This is a genomic window from Nitratidesulfovibrio sp. SRB-5 (genome assembly GCF_019931275.1).
Lineage (GTDB): Bacteria > Desulfobacterota > Desulfovibrionia > Desulfovibrionales > Desulfovibrionaceae > Cupidesulfovibrio.
The window spans coordinates 1,170,949-1,197,308 of the sequence record NZ_JAIOTY010000002.1; the positions used below are offsets into that span (position 1 = coordinate 1,170,949).

Below are 26,360 nucleotides of genomic sequence, written 5' to 3' on the forward strand. Positions count from 1 at the left end.
GGCTGGCGACAGTCCCGTGGCGGAAGCGGGTGCGCCAGGCCAGCTTTCTCCCGGTCAGGTTTCCCCGGGCCAAGTTTCGCCGGGCCAGACGTCCCATGGCACGGGTCTGCCGGACCCACGCTTGCCGGATCATCCCGTCCTTGACCGGTCCGGCGCCATGCGCCGCCTGGAACTGGATGCCGAAAGCTACGGCCAGCTTCTGGCGCTGATGACCCTGGAGGTTGGCGGCATGCTGGACGCCTTGGCCGAGGCCTGGCGCAATGGCGATGTGGCGGCCATGCGCCAGTATGCCCACCGGCTGAAAAGCGAGGCTGCCAACGTGGGGGCTGAAGAGGTGCGCTTTGCCGCAAGCAGGCTGGAGCAGTTGCTGCGGCAGCGGGAAGGGGCGGACAGCGGGTCCCCGCCTGCTTCCACCACGCGCTTTTCCCCCTTGGAGCATGCCGGGCTGTCAGGACAGCACGTGTCAGGGCAGCACGTGTCAGGGCAGCCTGTGTCCGGGCCGCATATGTCCGGGGCGCATATGTCCGGGGCGCATATGTCCGGGCCACATATGTCCGGGGCGCATGTTCTCCCGCCGGGCGAAGCCTCGGCGGCGGTCAGTCATCTGCGCACGGCGCTGGCCCGACTTGCCGCCGTGCTCGGCCAGTAGCGCTCCGCCGCGTGCCTGGCGCCAGTCGCCGCAGCGCGCGGTCGTTTCCTTCCTTGCCTGCGGCGGGCTTTCGCCGCCTGGGGTTTCCCGGCCCGGCATGGGGCGGCCCCGCATCCGCCACCCGGACATGCCGGGCGGTCTAAAGCAAAACGTCATCCAGCCGATGAGGTTTCCGACGGGGTGCGCCCACCCCGCCGCGACCCTTTGCGGAAGGTAGTCACATGCTTTGCCGTTTTCGTGCATTCCGTGGTCTTGCCCGCGCGCTGCTGCTGGCGGCGGCCCTGGCCGCGTCCGTTCCCGCAGCCTTGGGCCTGTGCGGCCCGGCGGCCACGCCGCCACCGCGCAACGTGCCCGACAAGCCCTTTGCCGACACCCGGTCCGGCCGTACCATCAGCGAGCCCGACGACTGGAGCCGCATGGCCACGGCCACGGCCCTGCGCGTGTACAAGGCCCTGGACGACCGCAGGGACCTGGTGGCCCTGCCCATCCGCATCACCCCGCCCAATGCCCGGCCCTTTGCGCTGGCCTACCAGAACCTGCTGGCTACCGAACTTGTGTCGCGGGGCATGCAGGTGACGCTGGCGCCGGAGAATGATTCGGTGGAACTGGACTTTGCGGTGCATGCCGTGCCCGTGGGGCCGCAGCGCCCGGTGCCGGAGGCCGCCGCCAACCCCGACGCCAAATGGCAAGTGGTGCTGACCACCACCATGTGGCACGGCAACCGCTATGTCATTCATGCGGCGGACGGCTTCGTGGTGCGCGGGGACGAGCTTGGCAAGTACGTGGACCCGGACGCGCCCGGACACACCGTGCGGCCCTTCCGGTCGCGCAGCGTGCCCATGGTCAACAGGTAGATCGACAGGGTGGCCGCAAGCGCGGGCCGGGGGATTCCGGCCATGCGCGTGTGCAATCTCACAGACCGGGAGGCGATGCATGTTCGCATCCAGACAATATTTCGATGGGCTGCAAGGTGCACTGCGCTCCCTTGCGGCAGGCCGTTTGTCAGGCCCGAAGTCCGCACTGCGTACCATGGCGCTTGCGGCGGGGGTGCTGGCTCTCGCCCTGCACGCCGTACCGGCGCAGGCCGATGCCGGTCCCGTTGGCGCCGCCGCGCGCCAGCCCGCCACCCCCGAAGGGGTGCTGGTCAACCCGCCGGAAGGGTCGGAACTGCTCAACGCCAATACCTACGCCGCCGATGCGCTGCACGCGGTGATGGCCTCGCGTGTGAGCACGGGCAGCCCCATCCTGGTGGCAACACTGGCCGACGTGGACAACCTGGAACGCAGCACCCCCTTCGGACGGGTGACCATGCAGCAGGTGGCCTCGCGCCTGGGGCAGCACGGTTACCGCGTGCTGGAGGCGCGCATGGGTCGGGCCCTCACCTTCACCCCGCAGGGCGAATTCCTGCTCTCTCGCGACGCCACCCGGCTGATGCAGTCGGAATACGACGCCCAGGCGGCGCTGGTGGGCACCTATTCCCTGGCGGGCGGCACGGCCTATGTGTCGTTGCGGGTGGTGCGGCTGGATGATGCGGCGGTGATGGCCGCCTACGAGTACCATCTGCCGGTGCGCGGTGACACGCGCAGGATGATGGCAGGGCAGGGCGACCCGTGGAGCCAGTATGCCGGACGGCGGCAGGCGTTTTCCGGCGCGGCGGTGGCCGCCGCGACCTCGGTGCCCGCCGTGACCGCCGCCACCGGTGGCGCGACCGGTGGCACGACCGGCTCGATCGGCACATCGGGGCAATCGGGCGGTCGTCCGGTCTACCCTGCACCGGTGGCCGTGCCTTCCCCGGCCACGGGGGCGCCCATGGACCCGGCGGCCATGCCGTTGCTCAAGGATTTTCCGCCCATCGGGGCCAAGTCTTCCGCCACCACGGGCAAGCCCGTGGCCAAGAAGGCCGCTCCCGCCCAAAAGCAGGCGGTCAAGAAGCCCGGCGCCCAGAAGCAGCCTGCCAAGGCCCCGGCGAAGAAGGCCGATGGCAAGCCCGCCGCGAAACCGGCCCCCAAGGCAACCCCCAAACCTTCGGCCACGGCAGCCCCAAGGTCGGCCGTCTAGGCGGTTCCGCCATCGGCCACCGTCCCCAGAGGTGTCCCGCACGGGCCGCATCCTTCAGGCGCGGGAGTTGCCTGGACGGGGATTTTCGATGGAGTGTGCTGAATGTTCGCCAAGGCCCGGCGATGCGCCATGTCAGGTGCTCCGCCGGGCCTCTTGCCTGCGGTGTCGCCCGATCCCGCCCGATCCAGCCAGTAGCGCCCGGTGCTGTCCCGCCCCGTGCAGCCCCGTGCCGTCCTGTGCCGCCCGATCCGGCCCGGTCTGGCTGGTCTGGCCCTGTTCCCGGGGGGCAAGGCGGGCGCGAACGTGCGGATCAAGGGCGCGGCAACGCGTGCCAGTGTGATCCGCCGTTTCGATTTCACTTGAATTCCAAGCCCGAAGGGCCTATGTCTGCGGTGCCGGAGGCGGGCCTTGCCCGGTCCGGCCTTGCGGTTCCGTCTGGCCCAGCCCTGTTTCGCCGGTTCCGCCAGTTTCATCGGTCACGCCGTGTCCGGTTGGCCGTGTCCGATCCGGCATCCCCAGGCCGCATGCGGCCCCGTGCCCGCAATGGCAGCCCGCGCTTGACGCGGGCCTGCATACCGGGTAAGCAGGTCCGTTCATATTTTTTGAAGGAGAAATTCCATGTCGAAGAGAACCTACCAGCCCAGCAAGATCCGCCGCAAGCGTACCTGCGGCTTCCGCGTCCGCATGAGCACCGCCAACGGCCGCGCCGTCATTCGTCGTCGTCGCGCCAAGGGGCGCAAGAGATTAGCTCTCTAGTCTTCCCCCGGCACAACCGGCTTGTCCGCAGGCCCGACTACCTGGCCTGCTACGACAAGGGACGCCGTCTCTTTACCAAGCATTTCGTCCTGTTTGTCCTATTCGACCTGGACCGCACGGCCAGCCCGGAAGGGTGGCGCCTGGGGCTGGCCGTTACCAGGAAGACGGGGTCGGCCGTGCAGCGCAACCGCGTCAAGCGGGTGCTGCGCGAGTTTTTCCGGCTCCACCGCGCCTTGATGCCCGGTGACGTGGACGTCATCGTGGTGCCCAAGCGCCACCTCAAGCCCGAGCGGGTCACACTCGCCCTCGTCACCCAGGAACTCCTGCCCCTGCTGCCGGAACTTCGCGCCCACCACGGCGCGGACGACCGCACCGGCGCCCCCAGGCCGGAGGCAGCCGTGGCGGATGGTTCCGGACCGGTGCCCTCCGGACCCGAAGCGGCCACGCCGCCCACGGCCCCCCCAGGCACCGCCCCCACCGACGAGGTCCGGCCAGACACGGCCCGCGAGGCGGAAACCGGAGCGCAATGAGCACCTTACCGCGCGAACTGGTCGTGTGGCCCATCCGCTGCTACCAGCGCTTCATCTCGCCTTGTCTTCCGCCCGCCTGCCGGTATGTGCCGACCTGTTCCGCCTACGCCGCCGAGGCCGTGCTGACGCACGGCGTCGTGCGCGGCCTGCTGCTGGCCTGCCGGCGGTTGCTGCGCTGCCACCCGTGGTGCGCAGGCGGGTATGATCCCGTGCCCCCGCCCCGGCATTCCGGATGCGCCGTCCCCGGCGCTTCCGCCACTGCAACAGCCAGACACGCAACAGCACAGGAGCTGTCGATCTCCCATGGAAAGTAAGCGCGCCATCATCGCCATCGCCTTGAGCTTCGTGGTCCTCGTGGGCTGGAGCTACCTTGCCGATCACATGGGCTGGAACGATCAGCCCGCTCCCCAGGTCCAGCAGGAAGGAACCGCACCGTCGGCCTCGCAGGCGGCTCCCCAGTCGGCCTCGCAGGCCGCCGCGCCTGCTCCCCGCGCCGAAACCCCCGTCTTCCTGCCGTCCGCCGGGCGCGAGGTGACGGTTGTCACGCCGCTGTACAAGGCCGTGCTGCATTCCGGCGGCGGCGTGCTGAAGCACTTCAGCCTGACGCGCTACCGGACGGCCATCACCGCCGGTGCCCCCGCCGTGGACATGGTGGACACCGCCTCCACGGTCATGTCGCCCCTGGGCCTGTTGATCAACGGCCAGCCCTCGTGGAACACCGGCCAGTGGTCCTTCGACGGCGGCGACTTGTCGCTGGGCGCCGGACAGTCCGGCGTGCTGACCTTCACCGGCGAAGTGGACGGCGTGCGCGTGGTGCGCGAACTGACCTTCAGCGCCGACACCTACCTCATTTCCGAAAAGGTGCGCCTGGCCCCGCTGGCCGATGCGCGCACCGTGCGCCTGGGCTTTACCGTGGGCACGGGCAACCTGTCGCCCAACGGCGGCCAGTACGACCACACCCGCGTGGCCTGGCTGCACGACGGTTCGTTCAGCGAAAAGACCAGCGCCTCCGATCTTGAAAAGGGCGTGCTGGAAACCGGTGCCCTGAGCTGGGGCGCGGTGATGAGCAACTACTTCCTGGTGGCGGCGGCCCCGGTGGACACCACCGGCGTGACCCTGAAGGGCAAGCTGCAGGAAAGCGTGTACCGCGTGGCCATGGAGCGCGGCGACGTGTCCATCCCCGCGGGCGGCGAAACCACCGTGGCCTGCAACTACTGGTTCGGTCCCAAGGACCGTGGCCTGCTGAAGGAAGCCCCCAACCAGCTTGCCGAGGCCATCAACCTCGGCTGGTTCAGCATCATCGCCCGTCCGCTGGTGGACATGCTGGAGTTCTTCCACAAGTACGTGGGCAACTACGGCGTGGCCATCATCCTGCTTACCGTGGTCATCAAGCTGGTGTTCTGGCCGCTTTCGCACAAGAGCTACAAGTCCATGGAGCAGATGAAGAAGCTTCAGCCCATGCTCCAGAAGCTGCGCGAAAAGCACGGCGACGACCGCGAGAAGATGAACGAAGAGATGATGCGCCTGTACAAGACCTACAAGGTCAACCCGGCGGGCGGCTGCCTGCCCATGCTGGTGCAGATTCCCGTCTTCTTCGGCCTGTACCAGGCGTTGCTGAACGCCATCGAACTGCGCCACGCCTCGTTCATCACGCATCTGCCGTTCACCGACATGGTCTGGCTGGCCGACCTTTCGGCCAAGGACCCCTACTACATCACCCCCATCGTCATGGGCGCCACCATGCTGTTGCAGCAGAAGCTGACGCCCGCCCCCGGCGACCCGACCCAGGCCAAGATCATGATGTTCATGCCCGTGGTGTTCACCTTCATGTTCCTGAGCTTCCCGTCGGGCCTCGTGGTGTACTGGCTGTGCAACAACGTGCTGTCCATCGCGCAGCAGTGGTGGATGCTCCGCAAGGCATAGGAAGCCCCTTTCGCCCCTCTCCGCCTGCCCAACGCGGGCGGAGAGGGGGCCATGCGCCGGTCGCGTGTCCGCATGGCGGGCGCATGACCGCGCGGCGGGCCGACCGTCCGCAAGGCACCTTCCGCTACGCCCCCCTCCCTCCCACTTCGAGGTGACAGCATGGATGGATACAAGGAGTTTCAGGGGAAAAGCCTCGACGATGCCATTCGCGAGGCGTGCTCCTACTTCGACGCCCCTCGCGAGAAGCTCGAGATAGACATCGTCCAGGATGCCAAATCCGGCATTTTCGGCATAGTGGGCGCGCGCAAGGCCAAGATCCGCGCGCGCCGCGCCCAGATAGGGCAGATAGGCCGCCTGGCACAATCCGCACAATCCGTTCAGTCGGGGCAGTCCGCTGCTCCCGCCCCAGTTGCCGCTGCCTCCAGCGACGCCGCTTCCACCACGCAGCCCCATGAAGAACGGGGCGCTGCCACCGCAGAAGCGGCGGAAGCGGACGCCGGCGAATCTCGTGCATCCCGTGCCCCCCGCCCGCGTGAAGATCGTCCCCGCGAAGAGCGTTCCAGAGACGAGCAGACCCGCCGTGAACGTGGTGAAGCCGCTCCGGCCATGGCCGGGCACGACGCCGGGGCCGATGGCCGTGACGACGCCGAATCCGGCGACGATGACGACGAGCACAGGCCGGAGGGCGAACGCAGCGGTCGCCGTCGCCGCCGTGGTGGCCGTGGCCGCCGTGAGCGTGACGGCGAGGCCCGTGGCGAGAATGCTGACCGGAGTGATCGGGGCGATCGGGGCGACAGGCCTGGCCAGTCCCGCGAAACCGATGGCGAGGCCGCCGAAGGGTCCGCATCCGGCGATTCCCGCATCGACGGCAGATCCGCCCGCGCGCCCCGTGCGCCGCAGGCCCAGCGCGGGCCGCGTCCCGCACGCCAGCCGCAGGATGGAGAATCCGGCGCGCAGGCGGGGCAGCAGGACCGCCGTGGCGGTCCTCGCCGCAACGGCGAGCGTTCGGAACGACCGGACAGGTCGGAGAGACCGGCCAGCCCGGCCCGGCCAGCCCGGCCAGCGCGACCAGAGAGCCAGGAACGGCACCCCCGGTCGGACAGGCCCGGCGGTGACGCAGGGCTGGGCATGCCGGATATGTTGGACATGCTGGACGGGGCCGACGAGCACGGCGGCGACGGCCTGCCGGAAATTCCGCTGGAACAGCTGGACCGGGAGCAGGTGACCCAGGTGGCCGTGGAGGTCATGGAACGCCTGGTTACCCCGGTCATCGGCGAAGCGGGCTTTTCCGTGGAACTGGCCGAAGGCCGCGTCAACGTTTCCGTGGATTGCGGCGAGAATTCCGGGCTGCTCATAGGCCGCGAGGGGCAGACCCTGTCGGCGTTGCAGTACCTGGCCTCGCGCATCGTTTCGCGCAAGCTCGGCGCCTCGGTGCGGGTGCAGCTGGATTCCGGCGACTACCGCGAACGCCAGGACGACAAGCTGCGCGACATCGCCCTGCACCTGGCCGAAAAGGTGCGCGCCACCGGCAAGCCGCAGTCCACCCGTCCGCTCAGCTCGTACCACCGCCGGGTGGTGCACGTGACGTTGCAGGACGATGAAGAGGTGGTTACCCGCAGCAAGGGTGACGGCCCGCTGAAGCGGGTGATCATCATGCGCAAGAAGAAAGGCTAGGCCGACCGGCCTCGGCGGCATTGCCTCCGGGGCGCGCGGGCGGAAGTTTCCGTTCGTGGCGGCGGCACACATATCGTCGAATCGCGTCGCGGGGGAGGCCCACAGGGTTTCCCCCGTTCGCGTCCGCAAGGGCGCGCGCCCGCAGGGCCATGGGGCCTGACAGGGTGCAGCGCCGGGGAGCATGCCATGCGGCAGGAAGACACCATCGCCGCCATCGCCACCCCGCCCGGCCACGGGGGGGTGGGCATCATCCGCATCAGCGGGCCGGACAGCCATGCCATTCTGGGGCGGCTGTTCCTGCCCGCTTCGCCGCGTTTTGCCGGGTTCCGGCCCTGGACGCTGCACCGGGGCCGCGCGTGCGACGCCACGGGCGCACCGCTGGACGACGTGCTGGCCGTGGCCATGCCCGGCCCGCGCACCTTTACCGGCGAGGATGTGGCCGAAATCCACTGCCACGGCGGCCCTGCCGTGCTGGCGGCGGTGCTGGAGGCGGCCTGCGCCTGCGGGGCACGACTTGCCGGACGGGGCGAATTCACCCGGCGGGCCTTTCTGAACGGACGCATGGACCTGACCCAGGCCGAAGCCGTGGCCGAAATGATCGCCGCGCCCGCACAGGGCGGGCTGCGCTTGGCACAGGCCCGGTTGCAGGGGCTGCTGGGCACGCGAGTGGCGGAACTGCGGGCGCGCCTGCTGGACCTGCGCGCGCAACTGTGCGTGGCCGTGGACTTTCCGGAGGACGAGGTGGACTGCCTTGCCCCCGAGGCCTTCGTGGCCGAATGCGATGCCGTTGCCGCCGGGGTGCGCGGGCTGTTGTCCGCGCACGAGCGGGGCCGCTGCTGGCAGGAGGGCGCGCTGGTGGTGCTGGCCGGGCACGTCAATGCGGGCAAGTCCAGCCTGATGAACGCCCTGCTGGGGCGCCGCCGGGCCATCGTCACCGACATGCCCGGCACCACGCGCGATTTCATCGAGGAACCGGTGCAACTGGCCGGGCTGCCGGTGCGCCTGGTGGACACGGCAGGCCTTCGCGACACCGGCGACATCGTGGAACAGGAGGGCGTGCGCATCAGCCGCGACCTGGTGGCCCAGGCCGACCTGGTCCTGCTGGTGGTGGACGCCGCCGCCGGGCTGGGCCATGCCGAGCGCGAACTGCTGCGCCACGTGCGCGACCAGCATGCCCAAGGGGGTAGGCCGGACAGGCCGGGCGGGCGGGTGCTGGTGGTGCTGAACAAGACCGATCTTGCCGCCGAGGCCGGTGCCGCCTTCCGGTGCCCGACCGAGGTTGAGGGCTGCCCCTGCGTGGCCGTTTCCGCCCTGCGCGGGCTGGGCGTGGACGAACTGGCCGCCGCCGCGCGGGCCATGGTACTGGCCGGGCTTGGCGGTGACGATGCCGGCGGCGAGCCGGAATCCGGCGACCTTGCCCCCAACCTGCGCCAGGCCCAGGTGCTGCGCCGCGCGCTGGACGAACTGGACGCCCTGGTGGCGGATGTTCGCGCCGGGGTGCCCTACGACCTGTGTTCGGTGCGGCTGGACGGCGCTTGCGCCGTGCTCTCCGAAATCACCGGAGAGACCACCCCAGCAGAGGTGCTGGAACATATTTTTTCTTCGTTCTGCATCGGGAAATAGATGTAATTCGTCTTGTAACGGGACCTTTGCGAAGTATACTGCCCATCCGTCCCTTGTGACCTGCGTCACTGACCGGAACCCGCCACCGTGCCACGCTGCACGCATGGCGGACACGCCACAGGAGTATCATGTCCGATCGCGCTCCCTCTCCCTTCATCGTCAACGGTTGTCGCGGTACGACCGTTGCCTCCTCTCGCGGGGGCACCTGCCGCTTTTCCCTGCCCGTGCCGGAAGGCTTTCTGGCCCGGCTGGAGCGGGTGGTGGCCGAAAGCGGCTGGCCGGACTTCCTGCGCGACGTGGTGCGCGGTCCCATCCTGCACCACCATGCCTTCCGGGTGGCGGTGTCCGCGTGTCCCAACGGTTGTTCGCGCCCGCACATCGCGGACGTGGGCATCATCCGGGCCTGGACGCCGGGCCGCGCCTCCGATGCCTGCACCCGCTGCGGGTTGTGCGAGCGGCTGTGCCCCGACCACGCCATGACGGTGGAAGAGGACGGGCCGCGCCTGCACCCCGAAAACTGTCTTTCCTGCGGGCTGTGCATCAAGCGCTGCCCGGAAAAGGCCCTGCCCGTGGCCCGCGAGGGCTGGCGGGTGGTGGTGGGCGGGCGCCTTGGGCGCCGCCCCCGGCTGGCCACCGAACTGGACGGGCTGGACGAAGTGCCCGGCGCTTCCGGCTTTCCCGGCCAGTCGCACCTGCTGGACGACGGCGGCGTGGTGCGCGCCCTGCGCAACGCGCTGGCGTGGTACATGCGCGAATACCGGCTGCACCTGCGCTTCGGCGACCTGGTGGCCTCCGACCCCGCCACGGCGGCGCGTCTGGCGGGCACCCTGCCGGGGCCGGTGCGCACCCCTGAAAAGATGCCCCCCATGCGCTTCGACACCCCCGACCCGGCAACCGGCGAAGGGGAGGGCGGGGCGGGTCAAACCCCGTAACTTCCCTTTTCGCGCGCATGGCCAGCCATCCTCCCGATTCCCGCCGCCCGCAGGCGGCAGCGGCACCGTCACACGACGGGGTAGATGCCTCGGCGAACTGTCCGGGGACCGGGGCAGACAACGGGATGGGCAGGGGGACGGGCAGGGGCGTGGACACCGGGACTCCCACCGGGAACCAGCCGCCCATGCAGCCGCAATTCGACGATTCATTCCGGCCCGCGCCGTCGTGTCCGCCCCCCGCTGATGGGGCGGGCGGCGGTGCGGGCCGTGCCGCGTTCTGGTCCGTGGTCGTGCCCTGCCTGCTGGCCTTTGCCCTGCTGGCCGCCCACGCCGTGCGCTCCGGCGACTGGGGCACGGCGGCGGGGTGGGGTGTGCTGGCGGGGCTGGCCTGCACCCGGCTGGCCTGGGCGCGCCTGGTGGTGTGCGCCGCGCTGTTCGCCGGGGGGCTGTTCTGGGTGTCCGTGGGCGTTGACCTGGTGCGCTTCCGCATGGCCTTCGGCATGGACTGGGTGCGCCTTGCGGCCATCATGGCGACGGTCACCGGCCTGACCATGGCCGCATGGTGGCGGCTGACCGGCCAGGCCGGGGAACGACGCCATCACCTCGGCGCGGATGCCGCGTGGCCGAGGGCAATGGCCTTCCTGCTGGCCGCCGGGCTGCTGTGGCTGGCCCGCTGGCGCGCATCAGGCATCGTGTTGTTGCTGTCCGACCGCTTCCTGCCCGGCTCCGGGCCGCTCCAGATCGCCCTGGCCGGGGTGTATGCCGCGTGGGTGGCCGGGCTGCTGCTGGACCCCGCGCGGGCGCGCAAGGCCCGTCCGCGCCTGTGGGGGCTGTTTTCCGCCGTGTTCTTCGGCCAGCTGGCCCTGGGCCTGCTGGGCGCGCACCGCCTGCTGATGACCGGGGCGCTGCACCTGCCCGTGCCCGCGCTGATCCTGGCCGGGCCGCTGTACCGGGGCGAGGGCGTGTTCATGCTGGTGCTGTTCGGCGTCTCCGTGCTGCTGCTGGGCCCGGCGTGGTGCAGCCACCTGTGCTACATCGGCGCGTGGGACGATGCCTGCTCGCGCCTGCGCGGGGCAGGCGCGAAAGCGCAAGGCAAGGGCAGGAGGGGCAAGGGGCCCGCGCCCCTGCCGCGCTGGGCCGTGGTGCTGCGCTGGTGCCTGGCCGCCGGGGTGTTTGCCGCCGCCTTTCTCATGGGGCGGGCCGGGGTGCCGGTGGGCGTTGCCGCCACCGCCGCCGGGCTGTTCGGGCTGGCGGGGGTGGCGGTGATGGCGGGGCTGAGCACGCGCCGGGGCATGATGGTACACTGCACCGCCTTCTGCCCCATGGGCGCCGTGGGCAACCTGCTGGGGCGCATCGCGCCGTGGCGGCTGCGCGTGGGGCCGGGCTGCACCCGCTGCGGGGCCTGCCTTGCCGTCTGCCGGTACAACGCGCTGGATGCGCGGCGGCTGGAGGCCGGGCGGCCCGCCCTGTCCTGCACCCTGTGCCGCGACTGCATCGGCGTGTGCCGTCATGGCGCCATGCAGCTGACCCTGCCGGGCTTGTCTCCGGCAAGGGCATGGCGCGTCTTTGCCGTGCTGGCCGCCGTGCTGCACGCGGTATTCCTTAACGTGGCGCGCATGTAGCGGAGCGCCGTGGCGCCGGGCTGTATGGCGCACGGGAGAACGTATCCGGCGGGTGTTCTCCGCCGCGCCAGTGTGCCGCCTCTCTTCCGGGGGTTTACGTAATCCGGCCCATCATGTATGAATGCCGCCGCCGGAGCCACCGCGCGCTTCGTGCCTTTTCAGCCCCCCGCGCCGCCGGTCCCTCGCATCTCCGGCTCCGTGGACCGCGCCTTCACGAGTGCCACCTGATGAAGAAGATTCCCGAACGGTATCGGCGTAAGATCAGCAAGGACGAGATCAACGAGCTGCCCCTTGAGCGGTATGCGGGTGAAATCCGCATCGTCCGCAGCGAGGAGGAACTCGCTGATGCCGTCGACCGTCTGCGTGACGAGGACGTGCTGGGCTTCGACACCGAAACCCGCCCCACCTTCCGCAAGGGCAAGGTCAACCTGCCGTCGCTGGTGCAGCTTGCATGCAGCGACGTGGTCTACCTGTTCCAGCTCAACTGGCTGCCCTTTGGCGATGCGCTGGCCGCCGTGCTGTCCGACGCGGACATCGTCAAGACCGGCGTGGCCGTGCGCGACGACATCCGCGACTTGCAAAAGCTGTTCGCCTTCAACGACGCGGGCGTGGTGGACCTGGGCGAGGTGGCGCGCGACTTGGGCCTTGAGACGCACGGTCTGCGCAACCTTGCCGCCAACTTTCTGGAAGTGCGCATTTCCAAGGGCGCCCAGTGTTCCAACTGGAGCAACCGCGAACTGGCCCCCCAGCAGGTGCTGTACGCCGCCACCGATGCCTGGGTCAGCCGCGAGATTCACCTGCGCATGCGCAGGCTGGGGCTCATCGACCGCTAGCCCGCCATCAGGCTGTCAGGCCGCTTTCCTCCGCCGCATCCTGCGCGCGTCCCCATGCATGGCATGGCGGCGCGCGTTTTGTTTTTTTCGCCTCTTCTTCGTTCCGCCGCCATTGTCACGCCGTTGTCACCAAGGTGCGGCATGGGTGGTTGCGCCATGGCGGCATGCCCCGGAAATTCCTGTCGCCTTGGCAGTGCCGGGGAAAAATGTCACATCCTTGTAACGGTGCAACCACGCATCCGTCACCGGCAACGCACATCTTCTCGGGCAGGAAAGCGCCAAGGAGTACCACATGACGAAAGAGCGCATTCTGGTGGTGGAAGACGACGAGGACATCCTGCAGTTGCTGACCTTCACCTTCGAATCCGCCGGGTTCGAGGTGCGCACGGCCACCACGGGGCGAGAAGGTCTGGAGATCGCGCTGCGGCAAAAGCCCGCGCTGGTTCTGCTGGACCTGATGCTGCCCGGCATGAGCGGCCTTGACGTGTGCCGCGAACTGAAGCGCATGCCGGAAACGGAAGACGTGCCGGTAATCATGCTCACCGCGCGCGGCGAGGAAGTGGACCGCATCGTGGGGCTGGAACTGGGCGCCGACGACTACGTGGTCAAGCCCTTCAGCCCGCGCGAACTGGTGCTGCGCATCCGTGCCGTGCTCAAGCGCGCGCAGGGCGTGGCCGAAAACCCCCAGCGCTCGCAGTGGCAGGTCGACGGTCTGGCCCTGGACCTCGACGCGCACCGGGTGGAGGTGGACGGCGAGGAAGCCGCCCTGACCGCCACCGAATTTCGCCTGCTGGCGGAACTGGTGCGCAACCGGGGCCGCGTGCGCACCCGCGACCAGTTGCTGAACACGGTGTGGGGCTACGAGTTCGAGGGGTACGCCCGCACGGTGGATACCCACGTGCGCAGGCTGCGCCAGAAGATCGGCGGCTACGCGGCCATGATCGAAACCATCCGGGGCGTGGGATACCGCTTCAAGGAACAGTAGCCCCGGATTCCGGGCCACGGCCATGAACCGCAGGGCGGCCTGCATGGCGCGACCGTGACGCACCGCCGCAGTATGGCCCGCCGCATCACGCTGCGGGCACAGCGGCCCGGTACGGGCAGACCGCCCCAACACGTGCAAGCGGCCCGGCACGGGCACATCGGCCCCTGCGGCGGCATGCCCCCCTTTAGCCAAACGCCCCAATGCCCCCAACGCGCGGCGCGCCACGCGCCGCCGGGAACGAGACATGCCAGACAGCAAGAACGTGAAGATGCACGCGGCGTCGCTGAATTTCTACTACGGCGACTTTCAGGCGCTGCACGACATAAACCTGGAATTCGAACGCAACCAGGTTACCGCGCTCATCGGGCCTTCGGGCTGCGGCAAGAGCACCTTTTTGCGGTGCCTGAACCGCATGAACGACCTCATCCCCATATCGCGCGTGGATGGCGAGATATGCCTCGACGGCATGAACATCCACGACGCCCGGCTGGACGTGGTGGAACTGCGCCGCCGCGTGGGCATGGTGTTCCAGAAGCCCAACCCCTTCCCCAAGTCCATCTTCGAGAACGTGGCCTACGGGCTGCGCGTCAACGGCGTGCGCGACAAGGAATACATCGCCGAAAAGGTGGAGCAGAGCCTGCGCCATGCCGCCCTGTGGGACGAGGTGAAGGACCGCCTGCACGAATCCGGGCTGGGTCTTTCTGGCGGCCAGCAGCAGCGCCTGTGCATCGCGCGGGCCCTGGCCGTGGAGCCCGAGGTGCTGCTGATGGACGAGCCCGCCTCCGCGCTGGACCCCATCGCCACCCAGAAGATCGAGGAACTCATCCACATCCTGAAGAAGGACTACACCATCATCATCGTGACCCACAGCATGCAGCAGGCGGCCCGCGTCTCCGACCTGACGGCCTTCTTCTACATGGGGAAACTGGTGGAGTGGGGCGCGACGGAAATGATGTTCACCCGGCCGCGCAACAAGCAGACCGAAGACTATATCACCGGCCGGTTCGGGTAGGGGGAGTTCTCGAATTGTCCTTTCGTCCGGGGGCTGACCGACCCGAAGGGCGCGAAGCGTGTCCGTTGGCGAGCTTGCGAGCCTTACGGACATCGTGCGCAGAGCGGTCGAACTTCGTCTGCCATAGCTTTGCTGTCCTTATCCGTAAGACTCGCGCTACGCGCTCACCTAACGGCTAAGGCTCGGTCGAATACAACAAGAACGCGTTGCGGTCCTCATCCATAAGGCTCGAAGACTCGCCAACGGCTGAGGCATACTCCCTCCTGTCAGGCTTGTTCTTCTTGCCGCGGAACGAAAATCCTGCTTTGACAACTCCCCCAGGAGAGTTCTGTGGAAACGCATTTTCACCAGCAATTGCAGAAACTTCGCCTGAAGGTGCTGGAAATGGCCGCGCATTCGCAGACGGCCATCGAAACCGCCGTGCGCGCCTTGCAGCACCGCGATGCCGACGCCGCGCGTTCGGTCATCGCGGGTGACAAGCTCATCAACACCATAGAGTGCGAGATCGACGAACTCAGCTTCCGGCTGCTGGCGCTGGACCAGCCCATGGCCGTGGACCTGCGCATCATCGTGGCCATCATGCGGGCCAGCATGCATCTGGAGCGGGTGGGCGACGAGGCCGTGAACATCGCCGAGGCGGCCATGTTCCTGGCATCCCGCCCGCCGTTGCCGGAAATGCCCAGCCTGAACGAACTGAGCACCCACGCCGTGGCCATGTTCCGCAAGGCGGTGGTGGCCTTCCGCGAAAGCGACGCCGGGCTGGCCCTTGAACTGCGCGTGCTGGACAAGCGCTGCAACCAGTTGGACGTGCAGGTGCTGCGCGAATTGATGGACTACATGAGCCGCGAAAGTCCCGCCGTGGAGCGTTCGGTGCACACCATCCTTGTCTCGCGCAGTCTGGAGCGGGTGGGCGACCTGTCCACCAACGTGGGTGAAACGGTGATGTTCATCGTCGAAGGGCTGAACATCAAGCACAACTTCCAGATCAATTCCGGCGGCGCGTGCGGCTAGCGCGCTGCACTGCCTTGCATCGGCATGGCGGGGCTGCCCAAGGGCGGCCCCGCTTTGCATTCGCGGGCGGCTGCGGTATGCTATTGCCCCGTCGCCCGCCGGATTGCCGGAAGGGGGCGACACATCCCATACACCCTTGCGGCCCGCACCTGCGGCACCCGCCCCGGAGACCCGATGACCCAATACGGCAAGCGTACCGTGCAGTTTTCCGTAACGCCGGAAGAAGCCCCCGGCCTTGTGCGCCGCATAGGCGAGCAGATGGCCGATGGCGTGATTACCCTGGAAGGCCGTTCCATAGAGATCGACGGCTTCGAGAGCATCGGCATTTCGCTGAAGCGCACCGGCGACAAGCTGCGCGCCCGCGTCAAGGTGAAGTTTCCCAAGCGGCCCGGCGAGGTGGGTGACGCGGGCGAGGTGGGCAGCGATGCCGATGACAGTGACGGGGATGACGATTAGCCGTCCTGCGGCATCCGCGGGCCACGGCGACCTGGTCGCCGGTGCGTGTCAGGTCGACCTGGTCGCCGGTGCGTGTCAGGTCGACCAGGTCGCCGGCGTGTGCAAGGTCGACCCGGTCGTCGGCGTGTGCAAGGTCGACCCGGTCGCCGGTTCCGGCCCGGCGGCGCATGCGGCTGCCGGAAGGGGGGCAGCCGACGATGCCGCGCATGGTCCGCGCATCGTCTTCTTTACCGGGGGCACGGCGCTGAAGTCGCTCAGCCATGCCCTGACGGGCCGGACGCACAATTCCGTGCATCTGGTCACCCCCTTCGATTCCGGCGGCAGCACGGCGGTGCTGCGGCGCTACATCCGCATGCCCGCCGTGGGCGACCTGCGCAACAGGCTGCTGGCCCTGGCCGACCCCGCCGTGGCCACGCCGCCGCTGGTGGCCCTGTGCGACCTGCGCCTGGCCGATGCCGGGGCGTACGACACCCTGATGCAGCGGCTGTATGCGCTGGCCTCGGAGCGCGACCCCGCCTGGCGCGGCATAGACCCGCTGGTGGCCGACGTGCTGCGCCTGCACCTGCGCTGGTTTCTGGAATTCGCGCCGCCCGGCTTCGACCCGCACGGCGCGTGCCTGGGCAACCTGCTGCTGGCGGGCGGCTACCTGCGCCATGGCGGCGGGCTGGGGCCGGTGCTGCATCTGTTCACGCGGCTGCTGCGGGTGCGGGGCACGGTGGCCCCCATCGTGGACGACGACCTGCATCTGGCGGCGGAACTGACTGACGGCACCGTGCTGCTGGGGCAGCACCGCATCACCGGCAAGGGCGCGCCCGGCATCACCGCGCCGGTGCGCCGCCTGTTCCTGACCCGCACCCGTCCCGATGGTGACGGCCAAGGCGGAGACGGCGGGCCAAACGGACACAACGGACCGACCGGACCGGTCTGGCAGGTCTGGCAGAACGGGGCCGGGGGTGAAGAACGCCACGGTGCCGAGGGCGGAAATTCCGCACCGCCCGCCGAGGCGCGTGTGCCCGTATCCGGCGTGGCCGCCCGGCACATCGCGGAAGCGGACCTGATCTGCTTTCCCATGGGCAGTTTCTACACCAGCGTGCTGGCCAATCTTTTGCCCGAAGGGGTGGGGCGCGCCGTGGCCGGGGCTCCGTGCCCCAAGGTGTACGTGCCCAACAGTGGCACGGACCCGGAACAGCTGGGCCTGTCCGTGGCCGATTGCGCCGCCGCCCTGCTGGCCGCGCTGCGGCGTGACGCGGGCGCTGACGTGCCCGCTGACCGACTGCTGAATACGGTGGTGGTGGATAGCCGCAACGGGGTGTACCCCGGCGGCATCGACCACGAAGGGCTGCGCGCGCAGGGGGTGGATGTGCTGGATGCGCCGGTGGTGCGCGCACTGCCCGGCGGCGGGGCGCAACCCGTCACGGTGGCGGGGCGGCACGACGCCGACGCGGTGGCCGACCTGCTGATGGGGCTGGCGCGCCCGCAGTGATACCGTTGGCGGGGGGCACGACGTCCGCCATCCACGAAGGCCCTTCCCATGCGGGGGCCAGAGCCGGACGTAACCTTCCTCCGCTCTCATTGCGCCTCGTTCTTCCTTTGTTTCTCGTTTTTCCTTCTGCACCTTGCGCCCAATTCTTCTGATTAACGGTGGCATGGGCACGGTGGCGTTTGCGATGGCCGACGAACCGGGCCTTGCGAGCCGCCAGCATGTCGCCAAATGAAAAGTTTTGGGGAAGGAGGGAGGGGGTTCGGGGGAGGGAGGAAGGTACTTTTTCAAAAGTCCCTTCCTCCCTCCCCCGCGAACCATATCGCGGAAACCAGAAACGCCCCCGCGTGCAGTGCACGCGGGGGCGTCGTCTTTCGTCCTGTCGGGGGCAGTTATCCCGCGATGGTCTTGCGCAGGATATCGAACGCCTCGTCGATGCCCGCCGGGTTGGTGCCCCCGGCCTGGGCCATGTCGGGCCGCCCGCCGCCGGAGCCGCCCACGGCGGCGGCCACGGCCTTGATGAGGGCCGGGGCGGTGAAGCGGTCGTGCAGGTCCTTGGAAACGGCCACGATCAGGCTCACCTTGTCGCCGTCGGGGGCGGCCAGGCAGGCGATGCCCGAGGGCAGCTTGGAGCGCACGTCGTCCATCAGGTCGCGCAGGGCCTTCACGTTGGGCACTTCCACCTTGGCGGCCAGCACCTTCACGCCGTTGATCTCGGCCAGTTCGTCCATGATGTTGCGGCCTTGGCCCGAGGTGGCCTGCGAGCTGGCCTTTTCCAGGTCCTTGCGCAGGCTCTTCACGTCCTTCTGCAGGGCCTCCACTCGGGGCACGATCTCGCCGGAGCGGGCCTTCAGCAGCCCGGCCACCTGGCCCAGTTCGGCGCGCTGGTCCATGACCATGCGCAGGGCGTTCCAGCCGGTGATGGCCTCGATGCGGCGCACCCCGGCGGCCACGCCGCCTTCGGACAGGATCAGGAACAGCCCGGCCTGGCCGGTGGAGCGCAGGTGCGTGCCGCCGCACAGTTCCACCGATTCGTCGGCAATGGCCACCACGCGCACTTCGTCGCCGTACTTTTCGCCGAACAGGGCCATGGCCCCCCGGGTCAGCGCGGCGTCGTAGGCCATGTGGTCGGTTTCCAGCGGCAGGTCGGCCAGGATCACCCGGTTCACCTCGCGCTCCACGGCGGCGATTTCTTCCGGCGTCATGGCGGCGATGTGGGTGAAGTCGAAGCGCAGGCGGTCGGGGGCCACCAGCGACCCGGCCTGCTTGACGTGGTCGCCCAGCACGCGGCGCAGGGCGGCGTGCAGCAGGTGGGTGCAGGTGTGGTTGCGGGCCGAGGCCACGCGCTCGTCCTCTTCAACCTGCAAGCGCACTTCCTGGTCGGGCAGGATTTCGCCGTCCACCGTTTCGATTTGGTGCACGGTGAGTTCGGGCGAGGGCTTCAGGGTGTCCAGCACACGGGCCTTGCCGGAAGGCGAGGTGATGGAGCCAAGGTCGCCCGTCTGGCCGCCCGAGGCGCCGTAGAACGGGGTGCGGGTGGCCACAAGGTAGCCCTTGGCGCCCTTGGGCAGTCCTTCGCTGGGCAGGCCGGTGGCATCCAGCAGGGCCACCACGCGGCTGTCGCCCGAAAGGTGGTCGTAGCCGATGAATTCCGAACGCAGGCCTTCTTCGAGCAGGGCGTGGAAGCGCGAGGCGATGTCCGATTCGCCCGATCCCTTCCAGGCGGCCTTGGCGCGTTCCTTCTGTTCGGCCATCAGGGTGCGGAAGCCTGCCTCGTCCACCGTGAAGCCGCGCTTTTCCGCGATGTCGTTCACGATGTCCAGCGGGAAGCCGTAGGTGTCGTACAGCTTGAAGGCCACGTCGCCCGCCACGCGGGTGCTGCCCGCGCCGCGCAGGCTTTCCAGCTCCTCTTCCAGCAGGGCCAGCCCCTTGTCCAGGGTGCGGTTGAAACGCTCTTCTTCCTCGCGCACCACGCGGGCCATGAAATCGGCGTTGCCGCGCAGTTCTGGGTAGTCGTCGCCCATCACCTCGACCACCTTCATGGCGGTCTTGTGCAGGAAGGTGCCGGTCTGCCCGATGAGCCGCCCGAAGCGGTAGGCGCGGCGGATCAGGCGGCGCAGCACGTAGCCGCGCCCCTCGTTGGAGGGCAGGATGCCGTCGGTGATCATGAAGGCCATGGAACGGCTGTGGTCGGCGATGACGCGCAGGGCGGTGTCCGTCTCGTCGTTGGCGCGGTAGGACACCCCGGCGATGCCGCAGGTGTACTGGATGATGGCCTGGAACAGGTCGGTGTCGAAGTTCGAGTACACGCCCTGACACACGGCGGCGATGCGTTCCAGCCCCATGCCCGTGTCGATGGAGGGCTTGGGCAGCGCGGTGCGGGTGCCGTCGGCGGCCTGGTCGTACTGCATGAACACCAGGTTCCAGATTTCCAGGTAGCGGTCGCAGTCGCACTTGCCGATGCCGCAGTTGGGCCCGCAGGTCATGTGCTCGCCCTGGTCGATGAGGATTTCCGAGCACGGGCCGCAGGGGCCGGTATCGCCCATGGACCAGAAGTTGTCCTTTTCGCCCATGCGGTAGATGCGTTCCGCCGGGACGTCGGTGTGCGCCAGCCACAGGTCGCGCGCCTCGTCGTCGTCGCGGAACACGGTGGCGTACAGGCGTTCCTTGGGCAGTTTCAGGTCTTCGGTCAGGAACTTCCAGGCGAACTTGATGGCGTCTTCCTTGAAATAGTCGCCGAACGAGAAGTTGCCCAGCATTTCGAAAAAGGTGTGGTGGCGCGCGGTGCGGCCCACGTTTTCGAGGTCGTTGTGCTTGCCGCCCACGCGCAGGCACTTCTGCGAGGTGGTGGCCCGCACGTAGCCGCGCTTTTCCTGCCCCAGGAAAATTTTCTTGAACTGCACCATCCCCGCGTTGGTGAACAGCAGCGAGGGGTCGTCCTTGGGCACGAGGGAAGAAGAGCGCACGATCTCGTGGCCCTGCGACTGGAAGAATTCAAGGAACCGGCGCCGGATTTCGTTGGCGGTTATCACTGGGTGTCTCCTGTGCGGATCGTATGGCGTCGCGGGCGCGCGGCGCCGCGCACGTCACCGCGCCCGCAGGGCGGGGGCTGGCGGCGGCGCGGCGCACGGTGCGGCTAGAATTCGTCGTCGTCCATGGCCCCGGCGTTGTCGTCGGGGTCCACGACCTTGGTGGGCATCATGCCCAGGTGCTCGATGAGCTTGGCTTCCACGTTCAGGCGCAGGGCCTCGTTCTCCTCCAGCAGGGCGCGGACGTTTTCCTTGCCCTGGCCAAGGCGCTCGGACCCGAAGGCGAACCACGAGCCGCTCTTTTCGATGATGCCAACGTCGGAACCAAGGTCGATGAGCTCGCCGGTGCGGGAGATGCCCGTGCCGTACAGGATGTCGAACAGCGCCTCGCGGAAGGGCGGGGCCACCTTGTTCTTCACCACCTTGACCCGGGTGCGCGACCCGTAGACTTCTTCCTTGTCCTTCAGGGTCTGGATCTTGCGGATGTCCATGCGGATCGAGCTGTAGAACTTCAGCGCGTTGCCGCCGGTGGTGGTTTCCGGGTTGCCGTAGCCCATGGTGCCGATCTTCATGCGGATCTGGTTGATGAAGATGACGGCGGTGCGCGACTTGTGGATGGTGCCGGTAAGCTTGCGCAGGGCGTGCGACATCAGGCGGGCCTGGCCGCCCACCTGCATTTCGCCCATGACGCCTTCCAGTTCCGCCTGCGGAATCAGCGCGGCCACCGAGTCGATGACCACGATGTCCACGGCGCTGGAACGCACCAGCATGTCGGCGATGTCCAGGGCCTGTTCGCCGAAGTCGGGCTGCGAGATCAGCAGTTCGTCGGTCTTCACGCCAAGGCGGCGGGCATAGTTGGTGTCCAGCGCGTGTTCGGCGTCGATGAAGGCGGCGGTGCCGCCCAGCTTCTGGCATTCGGCGATGATGTGCAGGGCCAGCGTGGTCTTGCCCGAAGATTCCGGGCCGTAGATTTCCGACACGCGGCCACGCGGAATGCCGCCCACCCCAAGGGCCAGGTCCAGCCCGATGGAGCCGGTGGGAATGACCGGAATGTTCACGTGGGCAGTGTCGGACAATTTCATGACCGAGCCCTGGCCGTACTTGCGCTCGATGGTGCTGAGGGCCGTCGAGAGGGCCTCGCGGCGCATCTCTTCCGGCGTCAGCGCGGGTTTCTTCGCCATGTATGTCTCCGGGGTGGGATGATTGCGGGCTTGGGGCGCCCCGATGGGTCCGGGTGCCTGACGGCAGGTCCGGCCAAGTCTGGGCGCCTGAGGGCTTCACGGGGAATATCAGAAGGCGCGACGGCGGGCAACGCCGGGTGCGCGGGTCCGGATGGGCCGGGCCAGACAGGGGCAAGGCAGGGGCAGGCCGGTGCCAGGCTGGAACCGGACGAGGGCAGGGGGAAGGCGGCAGGAGGAAACCGGCGGGGGGGCGACAACCCCCGTCCGCAGCGGGTGGGCATTCCGCGCCCCTTGCCAACGATCCCCCCGCGCCGTATGTCACCCCCCATGGAACGCAAACGCTATGACGCCGTGGCCCTGTTGTCCGGCGGTCTCGATTCTATTCTGGCGGTGAAGGTCATTGAGGAGCAGGGGCTTGCGGTCAAGTGCCTGCACTTCGTCTCTCCGTTTTTCGGCAAGCCCGGCAAGGTGAAGCACTGGGAGGCCATCTACGGCCTGGACATCGCCGCCGTGGATTTGGGCGAGGACTTTGCCGCGCTGCTGCGCGAACGCCCGGCCCATGGCTTCGGCAAGGTGCTGAACCCCTGCGTGGACTGCAAGATCATCATGATTTCCCGCGCGCGGGAGATGATGGAGCGCTACGGCGCCTCGTTCATCATCACCGGCGAGGTGCTGGGGCAGCGCCCCATGTCGCAGCGGCGCGACACCCTGAACGTCATCCGGCGCGACGCCGGGGTAAAGGAACTGCTGCTGCGCCCCCTGTGCGCCCAGAAGCTGGACCCCACCCCCGCCGAGGAATCGGGGCTGGTGGACCGCAGCCGCCTGCACGCCATCTTCGGCCGCGGGCGCAAGGAACAGATGGCCCTGGCCGAAAAGTACGCCCTGACCGAAATTCCCACCCCCGCCGGGGGCTGCAAGCTGGCCGAGCGCGAAAACGCGCGCCGCTACTGGCCGGTGCTGGCCCATTCCCCGCATGCCACCGCCGCGGAATTCAAGCTGGCCAACATCGGGCGGCAGTACTGGGCCGGGCCGCACTGGCTGTCCATAGGCCGCCACCAGGCCGACAACGAGGCCCTGGTGCGCTTTGCCTTTCCGGCGGACCTGCACTTCAAGGTGGCGGGCTTTCCCGGTCCGCTGGCCATCGGTCGGCAGTTCGACGGCAAGGCCTGGGACGCGGACGTGGTGCGTGACGCTGCCGCCTTCGTGGCCTCGTTTTCGCCGAAGGCGGTGCGCGAAGGCACGCCCGTCACGGTGCGCGTGGCCGGGCCGGACGGCATGGCCGAGGTGACGGTAACCCCGGCACGCACCACCCCGCTGGGCTGGGGCGAGCTGAACTGGCAGGGCGTGCGCGAGGAAATCCGCGCCGATGCCCGCGCTCGCGCGCTGCCCGTGCCCGAAGGCAATGACGACGGCCCCGACGGACAGTCGGAGTAGGCAGGCGGCATGGCCGGACGTTCTTCGTCCTGCCTGTCTGTCTGACCGGCTGGCTGGCCCGTAGCCCCACGCTGGTCAGTTGCGTGGTACCAGAAAGTACGACCAAGATCGCACCCTTCACAGGCGGCGCTTGCGTATGCGAGTGCCGCTTTCTTTTGGTATGGTCTGCCATTTCGCACTGTTGCGCACCACTGTCGGATTTCGGGGTGGTTGCGGAGGGCTGAGGCGACATAAATATCTTGATAAAGAAGGGGGATGAGTCTAATGAGGGATGCCCGGATTGCCCGGAGCCCACATTTCAAGGAAACAGTGCACATGGCGAAACAGATCACCACCGCCCGCGACGGCTTCGCAACGCGCCTCGGCGTGCTTGCGGCCACCCTCGGCTCGGCCGTGGGCCTCGGCAACATCTGGAAGTTCCCGGCCCTCACCGGGCAGAACGGCGGCGCGTCGTTCCTGCTGGTGTACGTGCTTGCCACCCTGCTGGTCGGCCTGCCGGTGATGATATCCGAAATCATGCTCGGTCGCCGCGCCCGGGCCAACGCCGTGGGCACCTTCCGCCAGCTTGCCCCCAAGGGCCAGCCCTGGCACCTGGTGGGCTTTTCGGGCGTGGTGGCCGCGTTCCTGATCATGGGCTTCTACACCGACGTGGCCGGGTGGGTGTTCGCCTACATATTCAAGTCCCTGTCCGGCGAAATCGCCACCACGGACCCCGCCGTGGCCGCCAAGGCCTTCGAGGCGCTGGTGGGCGACCCGGTGCAGTCGTTGCTGTGGCAGTGGGGCGTGCTGGTGCTGATCAGCGTCATCATCATCGCCGGTGTGGCGCAGGGCATCGAGCGCACCACCAAGGTGCTGATGCCCGTGCTGCTTCTGCTGCTGGTGGCGGTGTGCGCGCGCAGCCTTACCCTGCCCAAGGCGGCGGAAGGGCTGGCCTTCCTGTTCACCCCCGATTTCAGCAAGATCACCCCCGGCGTCATCCTGATGGCCCTGGGCCTGGCCTTCTTCAAGCTGTCCATCGGCATGGGCACCATGACCACCTACGGCAGCTACTTCCGCAACGATCAGGACATTCCGCTGACGGCCACCCGCGTCATGCTGTGCGACCTGACCATTTCCATCCTTGCGGGCATGGCGGTGTTCCCCGCCGTGTTCAACTTCGGCTTCGAGCCCAGCGCCGGGCCCAGCCTGCTGTTCATGACCATCCCCGCCGTGTTCACCTCGCTGCCGGGCGGCCAGGTGTTCATGGTCATCTTCTTCTGCCTTACCGCCATCGCCGCCACCGGCGCCATGCTCTCGCTGCTGGAAGTGCCCGTGGCCTGGCTGGCCGAATCGTTCGGCATGCCGCGCAAGCGCGCCACCATCCTCACCTCGGTGACGCTGGCCATCATCGGCCTGCCGGCCACGCTGTCCATGTCCACCATGGCCAACGTGAAGATCTTCGGCATGACCGTGTTCGACCTGTACGACTTCCTCTCGTCCAACGTGCTGCTGCCCGTGGGCGGCATCTTCATCTGCCTGTTCGCGGGCTGGGTGTGGGGCGCGGCCAACGTGAAGACGGAACTGTCCAACCGGGGGCAGCTGCTCAACGGGCCCATCATCGCCGCGTTCCTGACCGTGGTGCGCTGGGTGAGCCCGGTGCTGGTTTTGCTGGTTCTTCTCAAGGGGCTCAAGGTCTTCTAGCGCGCGTCGAAAACGCGCAGTGCGCGGGCAATGGCGGCGTCAAACCGTTTTTTTGCTCCGGTCGAGTACGGGACGAGTACACTCCCGTCGCAAAAAAACGGTTTTCCTTGCCCTTGCCGCACGTCCTGCGCGTTTTCGGAAAGCCGCTGAACCCGCGTGAAAGCCGGAAATACTGCCGCGCGCGGATGCAGGTACGCCTCCCCTTTGCCTGCCTGCCGAAAGGTACACACACAAGGGCCCCGCTTCGGCGGGGCCTTTTGCGTTGATGGAGCAGGGGGGCTGAGAAGCAGGGGAAGGGAAAGAGGGGGAGAAGGCGCACAAGGAAGATGCGGGCCGGTCCCGCAACCTCACCACTCCTTGCGGCCACCCTCGTAGGGCTTGGCCAGCCCGCGTTCGATGAGCGCGGAGGCGATGTCGCCGCCGTCGGCCTCCACATCGGCCAGCAGGCGGAAGTACTTGTCGCGGCGCAGGTTGCGCAGGGTCACGGTGCTGCCCGGCGCGGCCATGTGCAGGGTCAGTTCGCGGGCGCGGCGTGAAAGTTCGCGCAGTTCCGCGCGCGGGTCGCGCTTTTCCGGGGTGTCGCACCCGGCAATGCGCACGCTGATGGCCCGGCCCGCCACCGGCGGGTAGCCGGGAATGTCCACGACCAGCGTGTCGCCGTCCGGCACGCGAAGCACCACGGCCCGCGCATCGCCGAATGTTTCCCCGGCCCGGCAGGCAAAACCGCCCGTGTCCGCCAGCAGCGGCGGAAACAGCAGGGGCAGGGCCAGAAGCCCGGCGCGGAGCATGCGGGCAAGAAGTGTGCGGCGCATGGATATATAAAAATCTATACGCGGAAAAAGTGCAAGAGGGGCGCGCGCCACGGGATGGGGTATCGGGCTGGAGTGAGTAGTGCGCCCGTTCACGCACGTCAGGGCCGTGCGTGCCGGGCGGCGCCAGCCCGCACGTGGCAAAACTCCGGAAAATCCGGCATACCTTGCCGCCGCAATCGTGCCCCGGCCCGAATGGCGTGGAAAGGAATGGAATTTGCTGTGCCTTTGGCGCAAGGAGAAAAAAATGCCCCGGCGGCACGGCCACCGGGGCGAAAGGGTCTGCGGCGGGGCCGTGCGTCCCGTGGCGTCAGCCGAAGATTTCTTCCTTGGTCACCGCCTCGGCCTTGATGCGGTCGAGCAGTTCGGCGAACACGGCCTTGACGTTTTCGCGGATGTCGCCCGCCACGACCAGGAACAGCACGTCGTCGCCGGGGGCCAGTTCGCCCTCCACGGCGTCGGCCAGGATGCGGAAGATGCCCGGACGCGCCGACAGTTCGCGGCATATTTCATTGATGCGCTCGCGGTCGGGGGTTACCCTGATGGCGACCACGTTGTTCTTGTCCTTGCGCGACCAGCCGCGCACCACGCCGTTGTGCACCAGCACCATGCCGACGTTGTCGGCGAAGCCCGGTTCCTTCTTCAGGTCCGCGAGGGCCTTGGTAACGTCCATTCGTCACTCC

The 26,360-nt window shown here is 68.3% G+C and carries 23 protein-coding genes; 19 read left to right on the forward strand and 4 right to left on the reverse strand.

Translation table 11 applies throughout. The features are described from left to right. Window positions 1–121: 121 nt before the first annotated feature. From K6142_RS12235 to K6142_RS12315, 17 genes are all read left to right on the forward strand, one after another. Complete coding sequence (locus K6142_RS12235) at window positions 122–649, forward strand: Hpt domain-containing protein (RefSeq protein ID WP_190245952.1); 528 nt, start codon at window positions 122–124, stop codon at window positions 647–649. Window positions 650–870: 221 nt separating this feature from the next. After that, window positions 871–1,503 carry a hypothetical protein gene (locus K6142_RS12240; RefSeq protein ID WP_190245953.1) on the forward strand — a complete coding sequence of 211 codons (633 nt, stop codon included), beginning with the start codon at window positions 871–873 and terminating at the stop codon, window positions 1,501–1,503. A 79-nt stretch (window positions 1,504–1,582) separates the two neighbouring features. Beyond that, window positions 1,583–2,707, forward strand: coding sequence for a FlgO family outer membrane protein (locus tag K6142_RS12245; RefSeq protein WP_223290474.1), 1,125 nt, complete (start codon window positions 1,583–1,585; stop codon window positions 2,705–2,707). A 618-nt stretch (window positions 2,708–3,325) separates the two neighbouring features. Beyond that, entirely contained in the window at window positions 3,326–3,463 is a 138-nt protein-coding gene (gene rpmH, locus K6142_RS12250) for a 50S ribosomal protein L34 (RefSeq protein ID WP_007522780.1), read from the forward strand. Then, window positions 3,451–3,993 carry a ribonuclease P protein component gene (gene rnpA, locus K6142_RS12255; RefSeq protein ID WP_190245957.1) on the forward strand — a complete coding sequence of 181 codons (543 nt, stop codon included), beginning with the start codon at window positions 3,451–3,453 and terminating at the stop codon, window positions 3,991–3,993. The genes rpmH and rnpA overlap by 13 nt, the downstream gene beginning before the upstream one ends. After that, window positions 3,990–4,307, forward strand: coding sequence for a membrane protein insertion efficiency factor YidD (gene yidD / locus K6142_RS12260; RefSeq protein ID WP_012612036.1), 318 nt, complete (start codon window positions 3,990–3,992; stop codon window positions 4,305–4,307). Before rnpA ends, yidD begins: the two co-directional genes overlap by 4 nt. Next, the gene (gene yidC / locus K6142_RS12265; RefSeq protein ID WP_190245954.1) at window positions 4,297–5,916 is read left to right on the forward strand and encodes a membrane protein insertase YidC; all 1,620 of its coding nucleotides are present in this window, start codon (window positions 4,297–4,299) and stop codon (window positions 5,914–5,916) included. The genes yidD and yidC overlap by 11 nt, the downstream gene beginning before the upstream one ends. A 159-nt stretch (window positions 5,917–6,075) precedes the next feature. After that, window positions 6,076–7,590 carry a protein jag gene (locus K6142_RS12270; protein WP_223380865.1) on the forward strand — a complete coding sequence of 505 codons (1,515 nt, stop codon included), beginning with the start codon at window positions 6,076–6,078 and terminating at the stop codon, window positions 7,588–7,590. 186 nt (window positions 7,591–7,776) lie between these two features. Next, on the forward strand, window positions 7,777–9,213 hold the full coding sequence (gene mnmE, locus K6142_RS12275) for a tRNA uridine-5-carboxymethylaminomethyl(34) synthesis GTPase MnmE (RefSeq protein ID WP_190246037.1): 1,437 nt from the start codon (window positions 7,777–7,779) through the stop codon (window positions 9,211–9,213). 128 nt (window positions 9,214–9,341) lie between these two features. Continuing rightward, window positions 9,342–10,145, forward strand: a complete 804-nt coding sequence (locus K6142_RS12280) for a 4Fe-4S binding protein (protein ID WP_190246038.1) — start codon at window positions 9,342–9,344, stop codon at window positions 10,143–10,145. A 185-nt stretch (window positions 10,146–10,330) separates the two neighbouring features. Beyond that, complete coding sequence (locus K6142_RS12285; protein ID WP_223380866.1) at window positions 10,331–11,767, forward strand: 4Fe-4S binding protein; 1,437 nt, start codon at window positions 10,331–10,333, stop codon at window positions 11,765–11,767. Between the two features lie 227 nt (window positions 11,768–11,994). Next, complete coding sequence (locus tag K6142_RS12290; RefSeq protein WP_190245504.1) at window positions 11,995–12,600, forward strand: 3'-5' exonuclease; 606 nt, start codon at window positions 11,995–11,997, stop codon at window positions 12,598–12,600. 292 nt (window positions 12,601–12,892) lie between these two features. Then, a complete protein-coding gene (locus K6142_RS12295) occupies window positions 12,893–13,585 on the forward strand; it encodes a response regulator (protein WP_190245505.1) in 693 nt (230 codons plus the stop codon). A gap of 244 nt (window positions 13,586–13,829) precedes the next feature. Then, window positions 13,830–14,597, forward strand: coding sequence for a phosphate ABC transporter ATP-binding protein PstB (gene pstB, locus K6142_RS12300; protein ID WP_035065552.1), 768 nt, complete (start codon window positions 13,830–13,832; stop codon window positions 14,595–14,597). Window positions 14,598–14,927: 330 nt separating this feature from the next. Then, window positions 14,928–15,608, forward strand: a complete 681-nt coding sequence (gene phoU / locus K6142_RS12305) for a phosphate signaling complex protein PhoU (protein ID WP_012612028.1) — start codon at window positions 14,928–14,930, stop codon at window positions 15,606–15,608. Window positions 15,609–15,782: 174 nt separating this feature from the next. Beyond that, window positions 15,783–16,064 carry a hypothetical protein gene (locus K6142_RS12310; protein ID WP_190245506.1) on the forward strand — a complete coding sequence of 94 codons (282 nt, stop codon included), beginning with the start codon at window positions 15,783–15,785 and terminating at the stop codon, window positions 16,062–16,064. A gap of 97 nt (window positions 16,065–16,161) precedes the next feature. Then, window positions 16,162–17,547 (forward strand): 2-phospho-L-lactate transferase CofD family protein, encoded by a 1,386-nt coding sequence (locus tag K6142_RS12315; RefSeq protein WP_190245507.1) that lies wholly within the window; start codon window positions 16,162–16,164, stop codon window positions 17,545–17,547. Window positions 17,548–17,936: 389 nt separating this feature from the next. On the opposite strand, the gene alaS is transcribed toward K6142_RS12315, so the two are convergent. Together alaS and recA are read right to left on the reverse strand one after the other, a co-directional pair. Beyond that, on the reverse strand, window positions 17,937–20,576 hold the full coding sequence (alaS, locus tag K6142_RS12320; RefSeq protein WP_190245508.1) for an alanine--tRNA ligase: 2,640 nt from the start codon (window positions 20,574–20,576) through the stop codon (window positions 17,937–17,939). Window positions 20,577–20,680: 104 nt separating this feature from the next. After that, a complete protein-coding gene (recA, locus tag K6142_RS12325; RefSeq protein WP_167127348.1) occupies window positions 20,681–21,754 on the reverse strand; it encodes a recombinase RecA in 1,074 nt (357 codons plus the stop codon). Between the two features lie 327 nt (window positions 21,755–22,081). Here recA and K6142_RS12330 point away from each other — a divergent pair, with 327 nt between their 5' ends. Further along, complete coding sequence (locus K6142_RS12330; protein WP_190245509.1) at window positions 22,082–23,188, forward strand: tRNA(5-methylaminomethyl-2-thiouridylate) methyltransferase; 1,107 nt, start codon at window positions 22,082–22,084, stop codon at window positions 23,186–23,188. A 315-nt stretch (window positions 23,189–23,503) separates the two neighbouring features. After that, the gene (locus K6142_RS12335) at window positions 23,504–24,868 is read left to right on the forward strand and encodes a sodium-dependent transporter (protein WP_012612022.1); all 1,365 of its coding nucleotides are present in this window, start codon (window positions 23,504–23,506) and stop codon (window positions 24,866–24,868) included. 347 nt (window positions 24,869–25,215) lie between these two features. Here K6142_RS12335 and K6142_RS12340 read toward each other — a convergent pair whose 3' ends face one another. Both K6142_RS12340 and K6142_RS12345 read right to left on the reverse strand, forming a co-directional pair. Further along, complete coding sequence (locus K6142_RS12340) at window positions 25,216–25,680, reverse strand: thermonuclease family protein (RefSeq protein WP_223290417.1); 465 nt, start codon at window positions 25,678–25,680, stop codon at window positions 25,216–25,218. Between the two features lie 307 nt (window positions 25,681–25,987). Then, on the reverse strand, window positions 25,988–26,350 hold the full coding sequence (locus K6142_RS12345) for a molybdenum cofactor biosynthesis protein MoaE (protein WP_190245510.1): 363 nt from the start codon (window positions 26,348–26,350) through the stop codon (window positions 25,988–25,990). Between the last annotated feature and the right edge of the window lie 10 nt (window positions 26,351–26,360).

Coding starts and splice junctions, on each gene's coding strand:
- K6142_RS12240 (WP_190245953.1), top strand. CDS start 871: ATGCTTTGCCGTTTTCGTGCATTCCGTGGTCTTGCCCGCGCGCTGCTG.
- K6142_RS12245 (WP_223290474.1), top strand. CDS start 1,583: ATGTTCGCATCCAGACAATATTTCGATGGGCTGCAAGGTGCACTGCGC.
- rpmH (WP_007522780.1), top strand. CDS start 3,326: ATGTCGAAGAGAACCTACCAGCCCAGCAAGATCCGCCGCAAGCGTACC.
- yidD (WP_012612036.1), top strand. CDS start 3,990: ATGAGCACCTTACCGCGCGAACTGGTCGTGTGGCCCATCCGCTGCTAC.
- yidC (WP_190245954.1), top strand. CDS start 4,297: ATGGAAAGTAAGCGCGCCATCATCGCCATCGCCTTGAGCTTCGTGGTC.
- K6142_RS12270 (WP_223380865.1), top strand. CDS start 6,076: ATGGATGGATACAAGGAGTTTCAGGGGAAAAGCCTCGACGATGCCATT.
- mnmE (WP_190246037.1), top strand. CDS start 7,777: ATGCGGCAGGAAGACACCATCGCCGCCATCGCCACCCCGCCCGGCCAC.
- K6142_RS12280 (WP_190246038.1), top strand. CDS start 9,342: ATGTCCGATCGCGCTCCCTCTCCCTTCATCGTCAACGGTTGTCGCGGT.
- K6142_RS12285 (WP_223380866.1), top strand. CDS start 10,331: ATGCAGCCGCAATTCGACGATTCATTCCGGCCCGCGCCGTCGTGTCCG.
- K6142_RS12290 (WP_190245504.1), top strand. CDS start 11,995: ATGAAGAAGATTCCCGAACGGTATCGGCGTAAGATCAGCAAGGACGAG.
- K6142_RS12295 (WP_190245505.1), top strand. CDS start 12,893: ATGACGAAAGAGCGCATTCTGGTGGTGGAAGACGACGAGGACATCCTG.
- pstB (WP_035065552.1), top strand. CDS start 13,830: ATGCCAGACAGCAAGAACGTGAAGATGCACGCGGCGTCGCTGAATTTC.
- K6142_RS12310 (WP_190245506.1), top strand. CDS start 15,783: ATGACCCAATACGGCAAGCGTACCGTGCAGTTTTCCGTAACGCCGGAA.
- recA (WP_167127348.1), bottom strand. CDS start 21,754: ATGGCGAAGAAACCCGCGCTGACGCCGGAAGAGATGCGCCGCGAGGCC.
- K6142_RS12330 (WP_190245509.1), top strand. CDS start 22,082: ATGGAACGCAAACGCTATGACGCCGTGGCCCTGTTGTCCGGCGGTCTC.
- K6142_RS12335 (WP_012612022.1), top strand. CDS start 23,504: ATGGCGAAACAGATCACCACCGCCCGCGACGGCTTCGCAACGCGCCTC.
- K6142_RS12340 (WP_223290417.1), bottom strand. CDS start 25,680: ATGCGCCGCACACTTCTTGCCCGCATGCTCCGCGCCGGGCTTCTGGCC.
- K6142_RS12345 (WP_190245510.1), bottom strand. CDS start 26,350: ATGGACGTTACCAAGGCCCTCGCGGACCTGAAGAAGGAACCGGGCTTC.